Source organism: Streptomyces sp. NPDC051243, from assembly GCF_044455405.1.
GTDB lineage: Bacteria > Actinomycetota > Actinomycetes > Streptomycetales > Streptomycetaceae > Streptomyces.
On record NZ_JBITES010000001.1, the window covers coordinates 308,107 to 324,131 of the forward strand.

Here is a 16,025-nt window from a genome sequence, read left to right on the forward strand (position 1 = left end):
GCCCCGACTCGGGTACCCCTATCCGTGTAACGCCCTCTTCGGGGGATGACTCGGCGGATCAGGTGGTGCCGATGGTCGGAGACCCGGACGACGACATCCAGACACGTCGCAGCGGCGGCAGCGGCCATCGGGCGGTGCCGCACACGGCCGACGTGCGGATCGAGGCGTGGGCCGTGAGCCGCGAGCGCTGCCTGGTGGAGGCCGCGCTCGGGATGGTGGAGTGCTTCGCGGACGTCACAGCGGTACGGCCGACCTCGGTGGAGCGGGTGCGGTTCGCGGAGGACAGCGACGAGGAGCTGCTGACCGCACTCCTGGACGAGGTCGTCTTCCGCCTCGACGTGGACGGCCGGGTCCCCGTCGACCTGGAGGCCGACACCACGGACGGCGACCTCGACGTGCGGCTCGCGCTCGCCGACCTCGCGGACGTGGAGGTCACCGGCGCCAGCCCGAAGGGCATCTCCTGGCACGGGCTGCACATCGGTCCCGGTCCGTACGGGTGGTCGTGCGCGGTGACCGTGGACGTGTGAGACGCGTGACGGGTACGGCCGTGCAGCCGCCGTGAAAACCGTCCTACGGCCGTGCAGCCGCCGTGAAGGCCATACGACCGTGCGGCCTCCGTCACGGCCGTACGACCGTGCACCCGCCGCGCAGGGCACACGCGCGCCCTCGCGAGCTCAGCCCTTCACCACCCCCAGCGGCACCAGCCTGGCCACCGTCCGGCACAGTCCGGCGCCCTCGCTCGCGGCGACCACCTCGCTGACGTCCTTGTACGCCTCGGGCGTCTCCTCCGCCAGGCCGCGCAGCGAGCGTGGGCGCACCGCGATCCCCGCCGCCTCCAGGCGGGCCCGCAGTTCCCGGCCGCCCACCGCGCGGGCGGCCCGGTGGCGGCTGAGGACCCGGCCGGCGCCGTGGCAGGTGGAGGAGAACGCGTCGCCGCCGGCCACGCCGACCAGGACGTACGAGGCGGTGCCCATCGTCCCGGGGATCAGCACCGGCTGGCCGACCTCGCGCAGGTCGCCGGGCAGGTCCGGATGGCCGGGCGGGAAGGCCCGGGTCGCGCCCTTGCGGTGGACGCAGAGGGTGCGGCGGGCGCCGTTCACCGGATGGGTCTCGATCTTGGCGAGGTTGTGGGAGACGTCGTACACCAGCGACAGCCGGGTGCCCGCGGTGCGCCGGAAGACCTGGCGGGCCGCGTCGGACAGCAACTGGCGGTTGGCGCGGCCGTAGTTGGCCGCGGCGGCCATCGCGCCGAGGTACCGCCGCCCCTCCGGCGACTCGACCGGCGTGCAGGCGAGCTGCCGGTCGGGAACCGTGATGCCGTACCGGGTCATCGCCTGGTCCATCAGCCGGACGTGATCGGTGCAGATCTGGTGGCCGAGGCCGCGGGAACCGCAGTGGATCATCACGCACACCTGGCCGGCGGTGAGGCCGAACGCGGCCGCGGCCGTCTCGTCGTACACCTCGTCGACGCGCTGCACCTCCAGGAAGTGGTTGGCGGACCCGAGGGAGCCGACCTGGCCGAGGCCGCGCTCCCGCGCCCGCGCGCTGACCTGGTCCACGTCGGCGTCGGCGACCGCCCCGCCGTCCTCGCACCGCCTCAGGTCACGCTCCTCGCCGTGGCCCTCCTCCACCGCGTAGCGGGAGCCGCCGCGCAGGATCCGCTCCAGCTGGCCGGGGCCGGTCAGGTGCCATACGCCGCCGGGACCGGCGCCGCGCGGGATCGCCCGGTCGAGGCCGTCCATCACCGCGGGCAGGGCCGACTCCAGCGCCGTCGCGTCGCTGTCGGCGGCCAGCAGCCGTACCCCGCACGAGATGTCGAAGCCGACCCCGCCCGGCGAGACGACCCCGCCGTCGGCCACGTCGGTGGCGGCGACGCCGCCGATGGGGAAGCCGTAGCCCCAGTGGATGTCCGGCATGGCGTACGACGCGCCGACGATGCCGGGCAGCGTGGCGACGTTGGCCACCTGCTCCAGCGATTTCTCGGCGTCCCTCAGCAACGCCCTGGACGCGAACACCACGCCCGGCACCCGCATGGGGCCGTGCGGGTCGATACGGAAGCGGTGGGGAGCTTCCTGGACCAGTTCCATGACAGCCTCCCGCGCCCGGCGTACGCACGTCGGGGTACCCCCTCGGGGGCGTCCGTATCGCAGCGGGCACCCGACGGCACGCGAGCGCGGCCCGTGGGCGTGCAGGCCCGTGTCCGATGGGTACGCGGAACGAGTCCGGTCCACGGAACGGGAGATCCGGAGATGGTGGGGCACAGCGGCTCCGGCGGCACGGTCACGCTGTTCGTCTGCGGCGACGTGATGCTCGGACGCGGCGTCGACCAGATCCTGGCCCGGCCCGGCGACCCGGCGCTGCGGGAGGGCTATGTCACGGACGCCCGCTCCTACGTGAGCATGGCGGAGGCGGTGAGCGGTGCGATCCCCGCCCCTGTCGACCCGTCCTGGCCGTGGGGCGAGGCACTCGGGCTGCTGGAGGCGAGCGCGCCGGACGTCCGGATCGTCAACCTGGAGACCTCCGTCACGGGCAGTGACACCTTCGAGCCCGGCAAGGCGGTCCACTACCGCATGCATCCGGCCAACCTGCCCGCCCTCACGGTGGCCCGGCCCGATGTCACCGTCCTGGCCAACAACCACGTACAGGACTTCGGCCGCGCGGGCCTGGAGGAGACGCTCGACGTGCTGCACGGTGCCGGTCTGCGGACGGCGGGTGCGGGGCGGAGCGCCGAGGAGGCGTACGCGCCCGTGGCGGTCCCCCTCCCCCACGGCGGCCGCCTGCTCGTCTTCGCCCTGGGTGTGAGCAACAGCGGCATCCCCGCGGGCTGGGCGGCGAGGGCGGACCGGCCCGGTGTCGCCTACGTGCCCGAGCTGTCGCCCGCCACGGCCGCCGCCGCGGTGCGGCACATACGGCAGGTGAAGCGGGCCGGCGACATCGTGGTGGTGTCCGTGCACTGGGGCTCCAACTGGGGTTACCTCGTCCCGCGCGACCAACGCCGCTTCGCGCACGCCCTGGTGGACGGCGGAGCCGACGTCGTCCACGGCCACTCCTCGCACCACCCCCGCCCGGTCGAGGTCTACCGGAACCGGCTGATCCTGCACGGCTGCGGCGACTTCGTCGACGACTACGAGGGGATCCCGGGCTATGAGGCGTACCGCGACGACCTGCGCATCGCCTACTTCGTGACGGTGGCGGCGGACACGGGCGCGCTCACCGGCCTGCGCATGTCGCCCCTGCTCGCCCGCCGTATGCGTCTGGAACCGGCGCCGCCCGAGGACCGCGCCTGGCTGCAGGCCACCCTCGACCGCATCAGCTACGGCGCCCACCTCGCCCTCGACGCGGAAGGCGCGCTCACCCTGACCCAGCACACGACCGGAGCCACCCCGTGAACCGCCGGCTCCGGCTGACCCTGCTGGGCGTCGGCGCGATGAACTCGCCCCGTTTCGCCCCGGCCGGACTGCTGCTGCGCTGCACGGGGCACCGCGTCGCCTTCGACGGCGGCCCCGGCGCCGAACCGCCACCGGGGCGGCCGGCCGCCTGGCTGGTCACCGACGAGCAGGCGGAGCTGCGGTCGCCACTGCGCGAGCGCGGCCGGGCGAGGCGTCGTGATACGTGCCGGTGACCTGGACCTCGGCGAGGTGCGGGTGCGCTGCCGTCCCGTGGTGCACACCTCGCACGCGGCGTACGGCTATCGCGTCGAGGCCGGTGAGCTGCTCGTGGTGTGGGCACCGGAGTTCTGGGAGTTCCCGGCTTGGGCCGCCGGGGCGGATCTGATGTTCGCCGAGGCCGCCGCCTGGAACCGGCCGATACGGTTCCGGGGCGGCGTCGGCGGTCACGCCGATGTGCACGCCGTGGCCGAGGAGGCCATACGGCACGGGGTGCGGCGCCTGGTGTACGCCCACATCGGGTGGCCCAGCATTCGGGCGATCGACGCCGGGCTCACGCCGCCGGCCGGTGAGTGGGGCGTCGAGGGCCGCACCTACTCGCTGCGGCTGCCCGGAGCGGTCCGCGCCGGATCTCATTCGCCGCGCAGCGCCTCCAGCACATCGGCGTCGGTCAGCTGACCGAAATCCTGGTACCACTCGCCGACCGCGCTGAACAGCCTCGGCTCGTGCAGGCAGACGAACTCGTCGACCTCCCGGCGCAGTTCCTCGGCCGCCTCCGGCGCACAGACCGGCACGGCCAGCACCAGGCGCTCGGGGTTCCGGTTGCGTACGGCGCGCAGTGCGACGCGTGCCGTCGAGCCGGTCGCGACGCCGTCGTCGACCACGATGGCGGTACGGCCGCCCAGCTCCGGCGCGGGCCGGCCCTGCCGATAGCGCTCCTCGCGCCGCCGCAGCTCCTTCCGCTCCCGCTCGACCACCGGCGCCAGATCGGCCTCGCTCAGCCCCAGCCGGTACAGCGACGCCTCGTCGAGCAGCGGCGGCTCGTCGCCCGCGAGCGCGCCGACCCCGAACTCCTCGTGGAACGGTGCGCCGATCTTGCGTACGACGAGCACGTCCAGCGGGGCGTCCAGCTCCCGGGCGATCTCCCGGGCGACCGCGACACCGCCCCGGGGCAGCGCGAGGACGACGGGGTGCGGAAGGATGCCCTTGTCGTGCCGGATGCGCAGCTGCTCCGCCAGCTCCCGCCCGGCCTCCTCGCGGTCTCGGAACTGCATGGGTCTCCCCTTCCGTCCGTGGCCGCGTACCCCGCCCACCGGCCCCGGACACACCACGGGGTTCGCCTGTCTTGCGCGGCGCACGGGTCTCTGTCCTGCGCGGCGCACGGGTCTCGACCTGTCGGACGGGCCTGTCCTAGGGCCACGAGTCAGCAAGCGCTTTCTGGCCTGTCCTTGTGTGCTGCGCGGGCTGGGCCGGCACACCGGCGCCATGGAGGCGGTGCCCTCGACGGCTGCCCCGGTGACCGCCGAATTCGCCGACAGGGCACCGGAGTTGGGGTACCGGGTGCGCTTCGCAGGCGCCGGCCGCTTCCCGGTCACCGTCTTCCGGCTACCCTCCCTCGACGAGCGCGGCCACCGCCGGCTGGCCCTGGCGCTCGACGACCAGCTGACCGCGGCGGTGACGGTGACCGAGCCCGGCGAGCATGTGCTCCGGCTGTTCATGGTCGACCCGGGCATCGTCGTCGATCAGATCGTCGTCGACACCCGTGGGCTGCCGGTCACCTACCTGGCACCGCCGGAGAGCTTGCACCCGCTGTTCCATCCGGGACCCGGAACGGGCACCGGGCTTCCGGAGCCACTGAGCGGACCTGGTGATTCGGACTGGTGCATCGGACTACTGAATCGACCTACTCAATGGTCCAGCCGACGCTGCCGACGCCCGAGCTGTAGAAGGCGCAGACGCCGGACGACTCGTCGTACTGGCCGGGGGCGATGGTCACCCACTGGCCGGAGACGTCCGGGGCGCGGCCGCAGACGATCTCGGCCCGGAAGGTGACGGTGCGGTCGCTGTTGTTCTTGCAGCCCACGATGCCGTGGTCCGGGTTGTTGTGGTGCACCCGGCCGTCGCAGTCGACGGTGCCCGCCGCCTGCGCCGGGGCGGCCATGCCGCCGACGGTGAGGGCCAGGGCCGAGACGGTGGTGGCCAGGCCGACTGCGAAGACGCTCTTCCTGCGGTTCATGCGTGTCCCCGTGAGGTAGTGGTTCCGTTCGGAGTTGCTGCTCCAAGTCAAGGTCAGCGGCGCTCAGACGGGAACCTCGGACTTACGAGGGTGGCGCCCGGGACACGCGGGGGCGCCTGCCCTCATCCGCCCGCCGTGTCGGACGTGCCGGCCTCGTTCCAGTCGTACGGACCGCCGCCGCGCCACTCGATCAGCTCGGGGTCGTCGATGGCCCGGTCCTCGGCGGGCAGGTCGGCTCGGTGCACCAGGTCCAGCACGTCGAACAGGCTGTACGCGGTGCCCGCGGGCTTGCCGTGGATGGTCACCTGACGCCCGCCGTCCGACGCGGGCGGCAGCACCACCACGGGGGGACGCGTGCTCATGCCACCACCATGCGCTCTGCCCGGCCTGTACGCAGCCCGGCGTACGGGCCGCTGCCTCTCGTCGGTCGCATGCCCCGCGGCGGCACGGGTACTCGCGGCGTCGATGACCGCACGGGTACCGAGGCGTGACCGAATGCGAAGGATCCTGCTCACGGGGTGGTTCAGCTTCCAGGACGGGGAGGTCACGGCCGGTGATGTGCTGGCCCTGAGGCGGGTCCAGGACCTGCTGGCCGGGGCGGGCCTCGCGTATGACACGGTGTGGAGTCCCGGATACCTCCCTGAAGCGCTGCACCTGGAGGACGTCCGCCCGGAGACGTACTCGCATCTGCTGTTCGTGTGCGGTCCCCTGCACGGCTCCCAGGTGGCGCGGCTGCACCGGCGGTTCGCCCGGTGCCGGCGCATCGCGGTCGGCACGTCCGTGGTGGACCCGGCGGATCCGGCCGTCACCGGATTCCACCGCGTCCTGGCCCGGGACACGCCCGGCGGAGCCCCGGTGCGCGACCTCTCCGCGAGCGCCTCCAAGATCGCCCCCTCCCCCGTCGTCGGGGTGATCCTCACGCACGGCCAGCGGGAGTACGGCGGGCGTCGCCGGCACGAGGAGGTCGCCGACACCGTGACACGCTGGCTCGGCCGGCTGGACTGCGCGCCGGTCGAGCTGGAGACGCGGCTCGACTCCCGTGACTGGCGGCTGAACACGACGGCCGACCAGTTCCAGTCCGTCCTGCCCCGGTTGGACTGTGTCGTCACCGACCGCCTGCACGGGCTCGTGCTCGCGCTGCGCGCCGGGACTCCGGTACTCGCCGTCGATCCGGTCGTCGGCGGCGCCAAGGTCACCGCGCAGGCGCGCGCGTGCCACTGGCCGGCCCTCGTCCCAGCAGAGCGGCTCGACACCGGTGAGCTGGACCGCTGGTGGAACTGGTGCCTGACCTGCGGTCGTGAAACGGCCCGGAGCCGTCAGCGGGAGTTCCTCGAAGGAACGCCCGGGGACGGCACGGAGGGGCTGCTCGACGCGCTCTGCACACCTTCCGGTGATCAGGATCACCGTCAGCGTTGGTAGAGCCCGACGAGGGTTCCGCTCGCCAACTGCTGCTGGTCCAGGACCCGGTGTGCCTCGTCGGCCGTCGCCGCCTCCGGGATGGAGACGGGGCCGGGGAGGGCGTAGAGGCGGAAGAAGTACCGGTGCGCGTCGTCGCCGCGTGGCGGCTGGGGGCCGCCCCACCCGGACTCCCCGTAGCCGTTCTGGTGCGGGTGACTGCCCGGGGCCGCCCTGCCCGCCGGCACCCCGTCCGTGTGCGGATCGATACCGGTCACCAGCCAGTGGACGAAGGTCCCCGACGGGGCGTCCGGGTCCTCGCACAGCAGGGCCAGTTCCGCGGCCTCGTCCGGGACTCCGGACCAGGTCAGGGGCGGGGAGACGTTGTCCCCCTCCAGGGCGTATCGGCGCGGGATCATCGCGTGATCGTTGAACGCGGAGCTGTTGAGTTCGATGCCGGTCATGCGCGCCGCAGTACCCACACGGGCGCGGGCCACACACGGCGCCGGGCAGGCGTTCCGGCCGCGAGTCAGCCGACCGGCAGGCGGGGAACCAGGGTTGCGCACAACCGATCCGGGAGACGTGCCGTGGGACACCGATGGCGAGTGGACCCGCGCGCAGCCGCTGGAGCTGCCCGGGTGCGCGGGCGGCCGAGATCCGCCGCACGAGATGGACGTACCCGAGTTCAGCTCTGCCCGCCGGGGACGGCGCCTCGCGACGCTGGTCGCCGACGGCCGCTGCACCGAGGTGCCCGGTGCGTCCGTGGGTGGACCGCCGGCTTCTACGGAAGGGGTGTCCCGCCCGTCGCGTTCAGGATCTCCGCGGTGACGAAGCTGGCCTCCTGGGAGGCGAGGTAGACGTACGCGGGTGCCATCTCGGCGGGCTGGGCCGGCCGGCCCAGTGGGCTCTGTTTGCCGAACTCGACGGTGTCGGGCATCGTCGCGGGGATCAGCGGCGTCCACACCGGCCCGGGCGCCACCGCGTTGACGCGGATTCCGCGGTCGATGACCATCTGGGCCAGCCCCTGTGTGAAGGTCACGATCGCGCCCTTCGTCATGGCGTAGTCCAGCAGGTGCGGACTGGGCTTGTACGCCTGCACCGACGTGGAGTTGATGACGCTGGCGCCCTTGGGCATGTGCGGCAGGGCGAACTTCGTCAGCCAGAACATGCCATAGAGGTTGGTGCGCATGACGCGGTCGAACTGCTCGGTGGTGATCGCCTCGATGCCGTCCGGCTGGGACATCTGGTAGGCGGCGTTGTTCACCAGGACGTCGATGCCGCCGAACTCCGCGACCGCTCGCTCGATCAGGGCGCGGCAGTTGTCCTCCTCGCGGATGTCACAGGCGACGGCGATCGCCTTGCGCCCGGCGTCCTCGACGAGCCGGGCCGTCTCGCGTGCCTCGTCCGCCTCCTCCCGCAGGTGGGTGAACAGCACGTCGGCGCCCTCCCGGGCGAAGGCCAGGGCCACCGCCCGCCCAATACCGGAGTCGCCGCCGGTGATGACGGTCCTGCGGCCCTCCAGCCGGCCGGTGCCCCGGTAGCTCTCCTCGCCGTGATCGGGCGGCGGGTCCATCGGGCCGGTCCAACCGGGGTGGGGCTGGTCCTGTGCGGGGAATTCCGGCTGCGGATGCTGGGTGGTCGGGTCCTGCCGGGTGTGCTGGGGGTCGGTCACAACGGCCTCCTGAACGCTGGGCGGGCACGTGCCGTGACCGGGTTCCCGCCGTGCCCCGGACGAAAAGCCGCGGCCCCGGCGCAGCCGCATCGCCGCCGCGCACCGCTCGATCGCCGGATGTCGAACGCGGGTGTCGACCACCGGGTTCCGGTCGCCGGGTTCCGATCGCCGGGGCGATCACCGGGTTTCGATCACCGAGTTTCGATCACCGAGTTTCGATCACCAGGTTCCGATCACCGGGTGTCAGATGTCGCCCCGGTCCAGGAGTGCCTTGACGCCGTGTGCCGTCAGCGCCAGCTGCTCGGGGGTGCCGGCGTCGATGATCAGGGACAGGTTCTCGGAGGGCCAGTCGTGGGCCAGGGCGCCGAGCAGCACGCTGCGGTGGCGCCGCATCCGCGGCATGGCCTGCTCCATGCGTTCCCGCGTGGTGAAGACCGGCACCAGTTCGGTCCCGTCCTCCTGCTCGAACACGGGAAGCGTCAGCGCCGTGGGAGCCGGCCCCATCGCGTCCGTCGCGGTGGGCACCAGTACCTCGCTGTGCGCCAGCGTGCTGAGTGCGCTCTCGTCCGCGCCCTTCTCGGCGACCGTGCGCAGGGCCTGCTGGGTCGCGGAGGCATCGCTCTCGAAGTGGGGGTTGGTCATGGTTCGTCCCGTCACCGTTGTCGTGCCTGTTCTTCCGGTCCGCACCTGCTTCTCGCGGTATACGCCGGTCGCTTCGGGTACCCGATCCGGCGTTTCTCATGTGCGCGCCTGGCGGCCCCCGGGTGGCGGCCGTGCCGCGTTTCGCCGTGCGGGGGCCGGGAACCCGGCGGCTGCGCCGAAGTCGAGGGAGGAGAGCCGTGCCGTTCCGTGACCGTACCCACGCCGGGCAGGAACTCGCCCTGCGGCTGGTCGAGTGGGCCGACTCCGGCGACCTGCTCAATGTGCTCGTGCTGGCCCTGCCGCCCGGCGGCGTTCCCGTCGCCGCGGAGGTGGCCGGTGCTCTGCACGCCCCGCTGGACGTGCTGGTCGCCCGCGAGATCAGCACCCCGATCCGGCCGCACACGGCGATCGGCGCCATCGTCGCCGACGATCCGCCGCTGTACGACCGGCAGAGCCTGGCCATGATGCATCTGTCCGAGGACCGGCTGGGCGACGTCGTGGCGCGCGAACGCAACGAACTGCACCGCCGCGAGTACGTCTACCGCGGCCGCCGCCCGATGCCGTCCGTCAACGGCCGCACGGTCGTCCTCGTCGACGACGGCCTGGCGACCGGCCTGACCGCGACGGCGGCGCTGCGGTACCTGCGCCGCCATGGCCCGGCCCGGCTGATCATGGCGGTCCCCGTCGGCAGCCCGCGGACCACGGCCGCCATCGGCCCCGAGTGCGACGACGTGGTGTGCCTGGAGCAGCCGCCGTCGCTGCACGCGGTCGGCGAGTGGTACGAGGACTTCGGCCAGGTCGCCGACACGAGGATCACGGACACGCTGCAGAGGTTCCACGCCACGGCGTGACACGCGGGCTCGACGGCGTGACACGCGGGCTCGGCTCATCAGCTCGCCCACGCCGACAGGCGCTGCCCCGTCTCCGGCTTCCGCAGCCGCTCCAGGGACTGCTTCTCCAGCTGCCGTACGCGCTCACGCGTGAGGCCCACGTGCCGGGCGACCTGTTCGAGGGTGCGCTGTTCCCCGTCGTGCAGCCCGTAACGGAGGCTGAGGATCATGGCCTCGCGGGGCGCGAGCGTGCCGACGGCCTTCCTCAGGTCCGCCGCGAGCGCCTGGTACTCGGCGACGTCCGCGGCCTGCAGCACCTCGGTGTCGGGGATGAGGTCACCGACCACGGTCTCACCGGTTTCGTCGACCGGCGTGTCCAGGCTGACCTCCTGGCGTCCGACGCGGCGCAGCCATTCGACGCGCTCCTCGGCGAAGCCGCTGTCCCGGGCGACCTCCTCGGCGGTGGGCTCGCGCCCCAGCTCGTGCCGCAGACGCCGTTCGGCCTTGGCGAGCTTGCGCAGTTCCTCCACGACGTGCATCGGCAGCCGTACGGCGCGGGCCTGCTGGGCCAGGCCGCGTTCGATCGACTGGCGGATCCACCAGACCGCGTAGGTCGAGAACTTGAAGCCCTTGGTGTGGTCGAACTTCTCCACGGCCCGGATCAGCCCGAGGTTGCCCTCCTGGATGACGTCGAGCAGGGGCACACCGCGGTGGGCGTGCCGCTTGGCCATCGCCACCACGAGGCGGAGGTTGGCGCGGATCATGTGGTCCTTGGCCGCCTGGCCGTCCCGGGCGGCCGCGTCCAGTTCCCGGCGCCGCTCCGGCGGCAGGTCACGCGCCTCGGCGTCGGCCTGCCGCAGTTCCTGGACCGCCCGTACCCCCGTCTCGATGCGCTGGGCCAGCCGGGTCTCGTCCTGCGCGGTGAGCAGGGGGGTCGCCGCGATCTGGGCCAGGTACTGGCCGAGCAGATCCGGTTCCTCGTCGGGCTCGGGGACCCGGCCGCGCGAGCGTGCGGTTCGGGTGGCGGCACGGCGGCTCACCCTGGGATCAGTCGCCGCGGTCGGTGTCAGGGGAGGCATCCGCACGGCCCTCCGTCCCTGTTGCTTCACACTCTGTGCAGTGCTCGCCGGGTACCCGAGCTGTCCGCGGCGAACCGCGAGCGAGCCTTCCGCGTGCCATGGTGGACCCATGCCCATTGAAGTTCGCCCGGCTTCGGTCTTCGAAGACGTCCGTGCGGTGATCGGCCCGAAGTCGCCCACGGCGAACGTCTGTTGGTGCCTGAGCTACCGGATCCCGTCCAAGCTCAACAACGAGTTGCGCGGGCCCGCCCGCGGCGAGTACGTCGCCGAGTTGTGCCGCGCCGATCCCCCTCCGGGCGTGCTCGCCTACGACGGGGACGAGCCGGTCGGCTGGGCCGCCGTGGCGCCGCGTTCGGCCACCTCCTTCGCACGCAACCGCAAGATCCCGCACGTCGACGACCTGCCGGTGTGGTCGCTGTGGTGCATCCGGGTGCGCCCCGGCCACCGGAAGCAGGGGATCACCCACGCCCTCATCGCCGGGGCGGTCGAGTTCGCCCGGGCCGAGGGGGCGCCGGTGATCGAGGCGTACCCGCTCGACAACGGTGCCGCCAGGGTCGACCTGACGATGGCGTACGCCGGGCTCCGGAAGAACTTCGAACGCGCCGGGTTCGTCCACGCCGCCGACACCACCTCGGTGCTCGCCGGTCATCCACGCATCCTGATGCGGCTCGACCTGCGCTGACGGACCCTCCTCGGCGGGTTCAGTGAACGGAGAACCCGCCGTCGACGAAGATCGCCTGCCCAGTGACGTAGGCGGCGGCAGGGCTCGCCAGGAACACGGCCGCACCGGCGAAGTCCTCGGCGAGGCCGTTGCGCCCGACCATCGTCCGTGCCGCCAGCGCGGCCACCTTCTCGGGGTCGGACGACAGGCGCGCGTTGAGCGGCGTCATGACGAACCCCGGCACGAGCGTGTTGCAGGTGACACCGTACGGCGACCAGGCCTCGGCCTGGGACCGGGCGAGCGACTCCAGCGCGCCCTTGGAGACCCCGTAGGCGCCGCTCTGGACGAACGCCCGGTGCGCCTGCTGGGAGGTGATGTGGATGATCCGCCCGAAGCCCCGTCCTGCCATGCCGGGCCCGAACCGCTGCCCCAGCAGGTAGGGCGCCTCCAGGTTCACGGCCATCGTGGTGTCCCACACGTCCTCGCCCAGCTCGCCCATCGGGGGACGCAGGTTGATCCCGGCGCTGTTGACGAGGATGTCGGGCTCGCCGAACGCCCCGGCCGCCTCCTCGGCCGCCGCGCGCACGCCGTCGCGCGTGCTCAGGTCGGCGCTCACCCAGGCGGCCCGGCAGCCGTGGGCCTCCAGCTCGCCGACCGTCGCGGCCAGTTCGGCCTCCTTACGGGCCACGACCACGACACTCGCACCCGCGCGGGCGAGGGCCTCGGCGATGGCCCGGCCGATGCCGGAGCTACCGCCGGTCACGACGGCGACACGGCCTTCCAATGAGAACAGGTCCGACAGATACCTCTGTGACGTCATGCCCGCACCCTAGGTCGTGTCCGGCCTAGGCCGCTCCCGCCCAGCGGCAGCGCCCGGGCCTCGTCCGTACCGGGCCGTACCGGGCCGGCCGGAGCGCGCATGGTCGTGCGCATGCCCGGTACCCGGGACCGGCGGAGCCCCACCGCCCGGATCCCACCGCTGAGAGAGGAGCGGCGCGATGTCCATGCCGTTGACCGTCGACGCCCAGGAACACGGTCTGGTCGGCGACGGCACGACCAATGACCGACCGGCGCTCGCGAAGCTGGTGGACACGCTGGGGGCGGCCTGTGAGGCGGACGGCCGGCCGCGCGTCATCCGCGTGCCGCCCGGCCGCTATGTGATCCGCGACCAGGGCGTCGTATGGCGCAGCGGTGTGTCGCTGATCGGTGCCGGGCGGGGCGCCACCTGCTTCGTGCTGTGCAATCCCGACGCCCCGACGACACCGGTCCCGCTGGCCTGGTTCACCTCGCAGCTGCATGGCGCCGACCCGGACCACCACCTCGCGGACCTCACCTTCGCGCACTTCGAGATCGACGGCTCGGGCGTGGTGATGCGGGAGTACGACCCCCTGGCCAAAGGGCTCGGGCTGCAGTACGTGCTGCGCGGCCGCTTCAGCGACCTGTACATCCACGACACCCCGGCGACCGGCTTCGGCTGTGACTTCCTGCAGGACACCGTCGTGGAGGGCGTGCTGGCCGCCCGCTGCGGACGGCAGGATCCCGGCGACCGGATGGGCGGCGCCGGTCTCGGGATCGGGATCGGCGGCTGGGGCATGGTCGAACGGCTGACCCTGACGGCGTGCACCGCCGTCGGCAACGGCACCAACGGCATCTTCGTGGAGTTGCAGCAGGAGGAGTGGCCACCGCCGCGGGGCATCCGCATCACCGGCTGCCACGCCGAGGACAACCGGTTCGGCATCTCCGACTGGGGTGCCGACGGGCTGATCGTCAGCTCCTCGACGATGGTCGCCAACCACGAGGCCGGGTACGACGTGTCCTCCCAGGGCACCGCGGGCGTCGGCGGACGCGGCGGCATCGTCACCGGCTGCGTGATCGACGGGAACGTGCGCGACGGCATCGGGTTCGGCAACACGCCCGGCCCCTACGCCTTCCGCGGCAACCGCGTCAGCAACAACGGCCGCTACGGCTACTGGGAGCACAATCTCGCCGGCGGCGACCAGGAGCCGGTCACGGACCTGGTGCTGGAGTCCAACGACATCCGGGACAACGCCCTCGACGGCATCCGTGTCGACGCCGGTCTGCGGGACCCGGCGATCATGGGCAACCGGATCCGCGACAACGGCCGGCGCGCCGCGCCGACGGCCTCCGGCGGTGGCGAGGGCGTGCACTTCACGAGTCTGTCCCTGACCGACGAGAACGCCGACTGGCCGCCGGACGGGCACCGGGGCAAGCGGCTGTCGGTGGGCGGCCAGTGCGCGCTGGTCACCTTCAACACATCGAACCGACTGGGCCTGGCCCCCGTGCGCCCGGGTGCGGGCACGGCCTGGACGGACGGCACCCCTGCGGCGGGCTCGGTGTACAGGCTGCCGAATTCCTCCGGTCCGCGTGCCGGGATCACGATCGCCGCAGCGGTCACGGGAGCGCAGGTGAGTGACAACCGGGCCTGGGACGACCAGCGGCCCGGGACTCAGACGCAGGGCTTCTTGATCATGGACGGCGGTCGGTGGACGAAGTACCGCGATACGTAGGTGCCACGTCTGTCGTCGTGCGACTGCGGCCGCGTCTTGGCTGGTCGCGCCCGCGCGGCGGAGCCGCACATCGATACAGCCGCGCGCCCCCTGAGGGCGTCGCACAACCGCACCTTCGCACGTCAGCGGCGGTGCGGTATGGGCTCCCGGGGTTCGAGGCGCAAGTGGGCGCCCTGGCGCCGTAGCGCGCGCTGGACCAAGTGGTAAGGCACCTCACGCGGACTGCGGCCGAGGCGGACGGACAGGGCGGCGCAGACCCCGGCCGCCTGGCCGGTCGCCATGGAGATGGGCATGACCCGGTAGGACGAGTGCGCCACGTGCGAGCCGGAGATGCAGCGCCCGGCGACGAGCAGGCGGTCGGTGTCCCGGGGCAGCAGGCAGCGCATGGGGATGTCGTAGAAGTGCCCGCGCGGGACACGTTTGAGGACGGTGCCGCTGCCCCTCGGGTTGTGGATGTCGACGGGGTAGGCGCCGTGTGCGACGGCGTCCGGGAAGGAGCGCGCCGCGAGGATGTCGTGGCCGGTGAGGTGGTAGTCGCCGAGGATGCGGCGGGTCTCCCGTACGCCGATCTGCACGCCGCTCTGTGCCACGTACGACTTCTTGAAGCCCGGCACCTTGCGGCGCAGGAAGCGGTCGATCTGCTCCATCTGGCGGCGCGCGACGTACTCGGCGCGGCTGAGGTCCCAGACGTCGGTGCCGAGGGCCCGGGTGACCCGGGTGCTGTTGACGCTGACCTCGCGGGGGTGCGGGGTGCCGAAGAACAGGATGTCCTCGCGGGGCAGGCGCAGTTCGCCGGCCTCGGTGGCCTCCTGGACGAGGTCCCACAGGCCGTGCACGCCCCGCCACTGGTCGGGATGCTCGCTGACGTACTCGGAGAAGTGCGGTTGCAGGAAGTCGACGACGCGGAACATCAGGGTCATCGGCTGCACGAGCCCGTCCTCGGGCCTCCCGATCTCGTACGGCGCCCCGCAGGCGGCGGCGATGTCGCCGTCCCCCGTGCCGTCGACGACGACACCGGCGTCTATCACCACCGGGCCCGACTTGGTCTCGAAGACGACCCGCCAGCCGTCGTCGAGGGGCAGCGCGGTGGAGGCGAAGGAGTGGAAGAGCATGCGCACGCCCGCCTGGTCCATCAGGTCCAGGAGCACGAGTTTGTAGATCTCCGGGTCGAAGGGCACGGTGTAGCCGGTGTCGGGGGACGGCGGGATGCAGCCGCCGCGTGCGGTGAGCCGGTCCAGCAGGAGCCAGAGGAATCCGGCCACCACCGGGTCGCCCTCGCCGTGGTCCGTGGGCAGCAGCCGGGTGTCGTGTCCGGCCTCGTCGAACACGGCCTGTTTCTGCTCGTTGTGGAACGACATCAGCGGCATCACCAGTGCCGCCGTGGCGTTGCCGCCGAGGAAGCCGTAGCGCTCCACGAGGACGACGTCGGCGCCGGCGTCGGCCGCCGCGTAGGCGGCCGCGGTGCCGGCCGGGCCACCGCCGACGACCAGGACGTCGGTGCGGCCGCCGTGGCGGGCCGCCCGTGGTGGCAGGGTGACGGTGCGCGCGGGGCGAGGAGGTTCCAGGATCGGCATCGCTTCTCCCGTCGGCGGGTGT

18 protein-coding genes and 1 pseudogene are annotated in these 16,025 nt (G+C 72.7%); 9 read left to right on the forward strand and 10 right to left on the reverse strand.

Annotation, left to right across the window (positions count from 1 at the left end; genetic code table 11):
- Positions 1–71 precede the first annotated feature (71 nt).
- Positions 72–527, forward strand: coding sequence for an archease (locus ACIBAG_RS01365; RefSeq protein WP_399099625.1), 456 nt, complete (start codon positions 72–74; stop codon positions 525–527).
- Positions 528–674: 147 nt separating this feature from the next.
- On the opposite strand, the gene ACIBAG_RS01370 is transcribed toward ACIBAG_RS01365, so the two are convergent.
- The gene (locus ACIBAG_RS01370; RefSeq protein WP_399099627.1) at positions 675–2,087 is read right to left on the reverse strand and encodes an RtcB family protein; all 1,413 of its coding nucleotides are present in this window, start codon (positions 2,085–2,087) and stop codon (positions 675–677) included.
- Positions 2,088–2,249: 162 nt separating this feature from the next.
- On the opposite strand from ACIBAG_RS01370, the gene ACIBAG_RS01375 reads away from it, so the two are divergent.
- The 3 genes from ACIBAG_RS01375 to ACIBAG_RS01385 are packed head-to-tail and all read left to right on the forward strand — an operon-like array spanning position 2,250 to position 4,064.
- On the forward strand, positions 2,250–3,389 hold the full coding sequence (locus ACIBAG_RS01375; RefSeq protein WP_399099629.1) for a CapA family protein: 1,140 nt from the start codon (positions 2,250–2,252) through the stop codon (positions 3,387–3,389).
- The gene (locus ACIBAG_RS01380; protein WP_399099631.1) at positions 3,386–3,622 is read left to right on the forward strand and encodes a hypothetical protein; all 237 of its coding nucleotides are present in this window, start codon (positions 3,386–3,388) and stop codon (positions 3,620–3,622) included. The genes ACIBAG_RS01375 and ACIBAG_RS01380 overlap by 4 nt, the downstream gene beginning before the upstream one ends.
- Positions 3,606–4,064 carry a hypothetical protein gene (locus tag ACIBAG_RS01385; RefSeq protein ID WP_399099633.1) on the forward strand — a complete coding sequence of 153 codons (459 nt, stop codon included), beginning with the start codon at positions 3,606–3,608 and terminating at the stop codon, positions 4,062–4,064. Before ACIBAG_RS01380 ends, ACIBAG_RS01385 begins: the two co-directional genes overlap by 17 nt.
- On the opposite strand, the gene ACIBAG_RS01390 is transcribed toward ACIBAG_RS01385, so the two are convergent.
- Entirely contained in the window at positions 4,019–4,660 is a 642-nt protein-coding gene (locus ACIBAG_RS01390) for a phosphoribosyltransferase (protein WP_399099635.1), read from the reverse strand. The two genes, ACIBAG_RS01385 and ACIBAG_RS01390, sit on opposite strands and share 46 nt — an antisense overlap.
- Positions 4,661–4,871: 211 nt before the next feature.
- Between ACIBAG_RS01390 and ACIBAG_RS01395 the strand changes: the two are divergent.
- A pseudogene (locus ACIBAG_RS01395) lies at positions 4,872–5,123 on the forward strand (hypothetical protein); the annotation flags it as partial.
- A gap of 166 nt (positions 5,124–5,289) precedes the next feature.
- Here ACIBAG_RS01395 and ACIBAG_RS01400 read toward each other — a convergent pair.
- Together ACIBAG_RS01400 and ACIBAG_RS01405 are read right to left on the reverse strand one after the other, a co-directional pair.
- Positions 5,290–5,622, reverse strand: a complete 333-nt coding sequence (locus ACIBAG_RS01400; protein ID WP_399099637.1) for a hypothetical protein — start codon at positions 5,620–5,622, stop codon at positions 5,290–5,292.
- 122 nt (positions 5,623–5,744) lie between these two features.
- Complete coding sequence (locus ACIBAG_RS01405; RefSeq protein ID WP_399099639.1) at positions 5,745–5,984, reverse strand: hypothetical protein; 240 nt, start codon at positions 5,982–5,984, stop codon at positions 5,745–5,747.
- Between the two features lie 133 nt (positions 5,985–6,117).
- Between ACIBAG_RS01405 and ACIBAG_RS01410 the strand changes: the two genes are divergently transcribed.
- Entirely contained in the window at positions 6,118–7,041 is a 924-nt protein-coding gene (locus tag ACIBAG_RS01410; protein WP_399099641.1) for a polysaccharide pyruvyl transferase family protein, read from the forward strand.
- On the opposite strand, the gene ACIBAG_RS01415 is transcribed toward ACIBAG_RS01410, so the two are convergent.
- The 3 genes from ACIBAG_RS01415 to ACIBAG_RS01425 form a co-directional block, all read right to left on the reverse strand.
- Complete coding sequence (locus ACIBAG_RS01415; protein ID WP_399099643.1) at positions 7,029–7,481, reverse strand: YbhB/YbcL family Raf kinase inhibitor-like protein; 453 nt, start codon at positions 7,479–7,481, stop codon at positions 7,029–7,031. The genes ACIBAG_RS01410 and ACIBAG_RS01415 overlap by 13 nt on opposite strands.
- A gap of 317 nt (positions 7,482–7,798) precedes the next feature.
- Positions 7,799–8,689 (reverse strand): SDR family oxidoreductase, encoded by an 891-nt coding sequence (locus ACIBAG_RS01420; protein ID WP_399099645.1) that lies wholly within the window; start codon positions 8,687–8,689, stop codon positions 7,799–7,801.
- A gap of 243 nt (positions 8,690–8,932) precedes the next feature.
- Entirely contained in the window at positions 8,933–9,331 is a 399-nt protein-coding gene (locus ACIBAG_RS01425) for an SseB family protein (protein WP_399099647.1), read from the reverse strand.
- 197 nt (positions 9,332–9,528) lie between these two features.
- Between ACIBAG_RS01425 and ACIBAG_RS01430 the strand changes: the two genes are divergently transcribed.
- A complete protein-coding gene (locus tag ACIBAG_RS01430) occupies positions 9,529–10,182 on the forward strand; it encodes a phosphoribosyltransferase (protein WP_399099649.1) in 654 nt (217 codons plus the stop codon).
- A 38-nt stretch (positions 10,183–10,220) separates the two neighbouring features.
- Here the strand turns inward: ACIBAG_RS01430 and ACIBAG_RS01435 are convergent, their stop codons facing one another.
- Positions 10,221–11,240 carry an RNA polymerase sigma factor RpoD/SigA gene (locus ACIBAG_RS01435; RefSeq protein ID WP_399099651.1) on the reverse strand — a complete coding sequence of 340 codons (1,020 nt, stop codon included), beginning with the start codon at positions 11,238–11,240 and terminating at the stop codon, positions 10,221–10,223.
- A gap of 109 nt (positions 11,241–11,349) precedes the next feature.
- On the opposite strand from ACIBAG_RS01435, the gene ACIBAG_RS01440 reads away from it, so the two are divergent.
- The gene (locus ACIBAG_RS01440) at positions 11,350–11,922 is read left to right on the forward strand and encodes a GNAT family N-acetyltransferase (protein WP_399099653.1); all 573 of its coding nucleotides are present in this window, start codon (positions 11,350–11,352) and stop codon (positions 11,920–11,922) included.
- A gap of 19 nt (positions 11,923–11,941) precedes the next feature.
- Here the strand turns inward: ACIBAG_RS01440 and ACIBAG_RS01445 are convergent, their stop codons facing one another.
- Entirely contained in the window at positions 11,942–12,721 is a 780-nt protein-coding gene (locus tag ACIBAG_RS01445) for an SDR family NAD(P)-dependent oxidoreductase (protein ID WP_399099655.1), read from the reverse strand.
- A gap of 178 nt (positions 12,722–12,899) precedes the next feature.
- On the opposite strand from ACIBAG_RS01445, the gene ACIBAG_RS01450 reads away from it, so the two are divergent.
- On the forward strand, positions 12,900–14,429 hold the full coding sequence (locus ACIBAG_RS01450; protein WP_399099657.1) for a right-handed parallel beta-helix repeat-containing protein: 1,530 nt from the start codon (positions 12,900–12,902) through the stop codon (positions 14,427–14,429).
- Between the two features lie 122 nt (positions 14,430–14,551).
- Here ACIBAG_RS01450 and ACIBAG_RS01455 read toward each other — a convergent pair whose 3' ends face one another.
- Complete coding sequence (locus tag ACIBAG_RS01455) at positions 14,552–16,003, reverse strand: FAD-dependent oxidoreductase (protein WP_399099659.1); 1,452 nt, start codon at positions 16,001–16,003, stop codon at positions 14,552–14,554.
- Positions 16,004–16,025 lie beyond the last annotated feature (22 nt).

Coding starts and splice junctions, on each gene's coding strand:
- ACIBAG_RS01440 (WP_399099653.1), top strand. CDS start 11,350: ATGCCCATTGAAGTTCGCCCGGCTTCGGTCTTCGAAGACGTCCGTGCG.
- ACIBAG_RS01425 (WP_399099647.1), bottom strand. CDS start 9,331: ATGACCAACCCCCACTTCGAGAGCGATGCCTCCGCGACCCAGCAGGCC.
- ACIBAG_RS01435 (WP_399099651.1), bottom strand. CDS start 11,240: ATGCCTCCCCTGACACCGACCGCGGCGACTGATCCCAGGGTGAGCCGC.
- ACIBAG_RS01410 (WP_399099641.1), top strand. CDS start 6,118: ATGCGAAGGATCCTGCTCACGGGGTGGTTCAGCTTCCAGGACGGGGAG.
- ACIBAG_RS01375 (WP_399099629.1), top strand. CDS start 2,250: ATGGTGGGGCACAGCGGCTCCGGCGGCACGGTCACGCTGTTCGTCTGC.
- ACIBAG_RS01400 (WP_399099637.1), bottom strand. CDS start 5,622: ATGAACCGCAGGAAGAGCGTCTTCGCAGTCGGCCTGGCCACCACCGTC.
- ACIBAG_RS01450 (WP_399099657.1), top strand. CDS start 12,900: ATGTCCATGCCGTTGACCGTCGACGCCCAGGAACACGGTCTGGTCGGC.
- ACIBAG_RS01365 (WP_399099625.1), top strand. CDS start 72: ATGGTCGGAGACCCGGACGACGACATCCAGACACGTCGCAGCGGCGGC.
- ACIBAG_RS01370 (WP_399099627.1), bottom strand. CDS start 2,087: ATGGAACTGGTCCAGGAAGCTCCCCACCGCTTCCGTATCGACCCGCAC.
- ACIBAG_RS01455 (WP_399099659.1), bottom strand. CDS start 16,003: ATGCCGATCCTGGAACCTCCTCGCCCCGCGCGCACCGTCACCCTGCCA.
- ACIBAG_RS01390 (WP_399099635.1), bottom strand. CDS start 4,660: ATGCAGTTCCGAGACCGCGAGGAGGCCGGGCGGGAGCTGGCGGAGCAG.
- ACIBAG_RS01405 (WP_399099639.1), bottom strand. CDS start 5,984: ATGAGCACGCGTCCCCCCGTGGTGGTGCTGCCGCCCGCGTCGGACGGC.
- ACIBAG_RS01415 (WP_399099643.1), bottom strand. CDS start 7,481: ATGACCGGCATCGAACTCAACAGCTCCGCGTTCAACGATCACGCGATG.
- ACIBAG_RS01445 (WP_399099655.1), bottom strand. CDS start 12,721: ATGACGTCACAGAGGTATCTGTCGGACCTGTTCTCATTGGAAGGCCGT.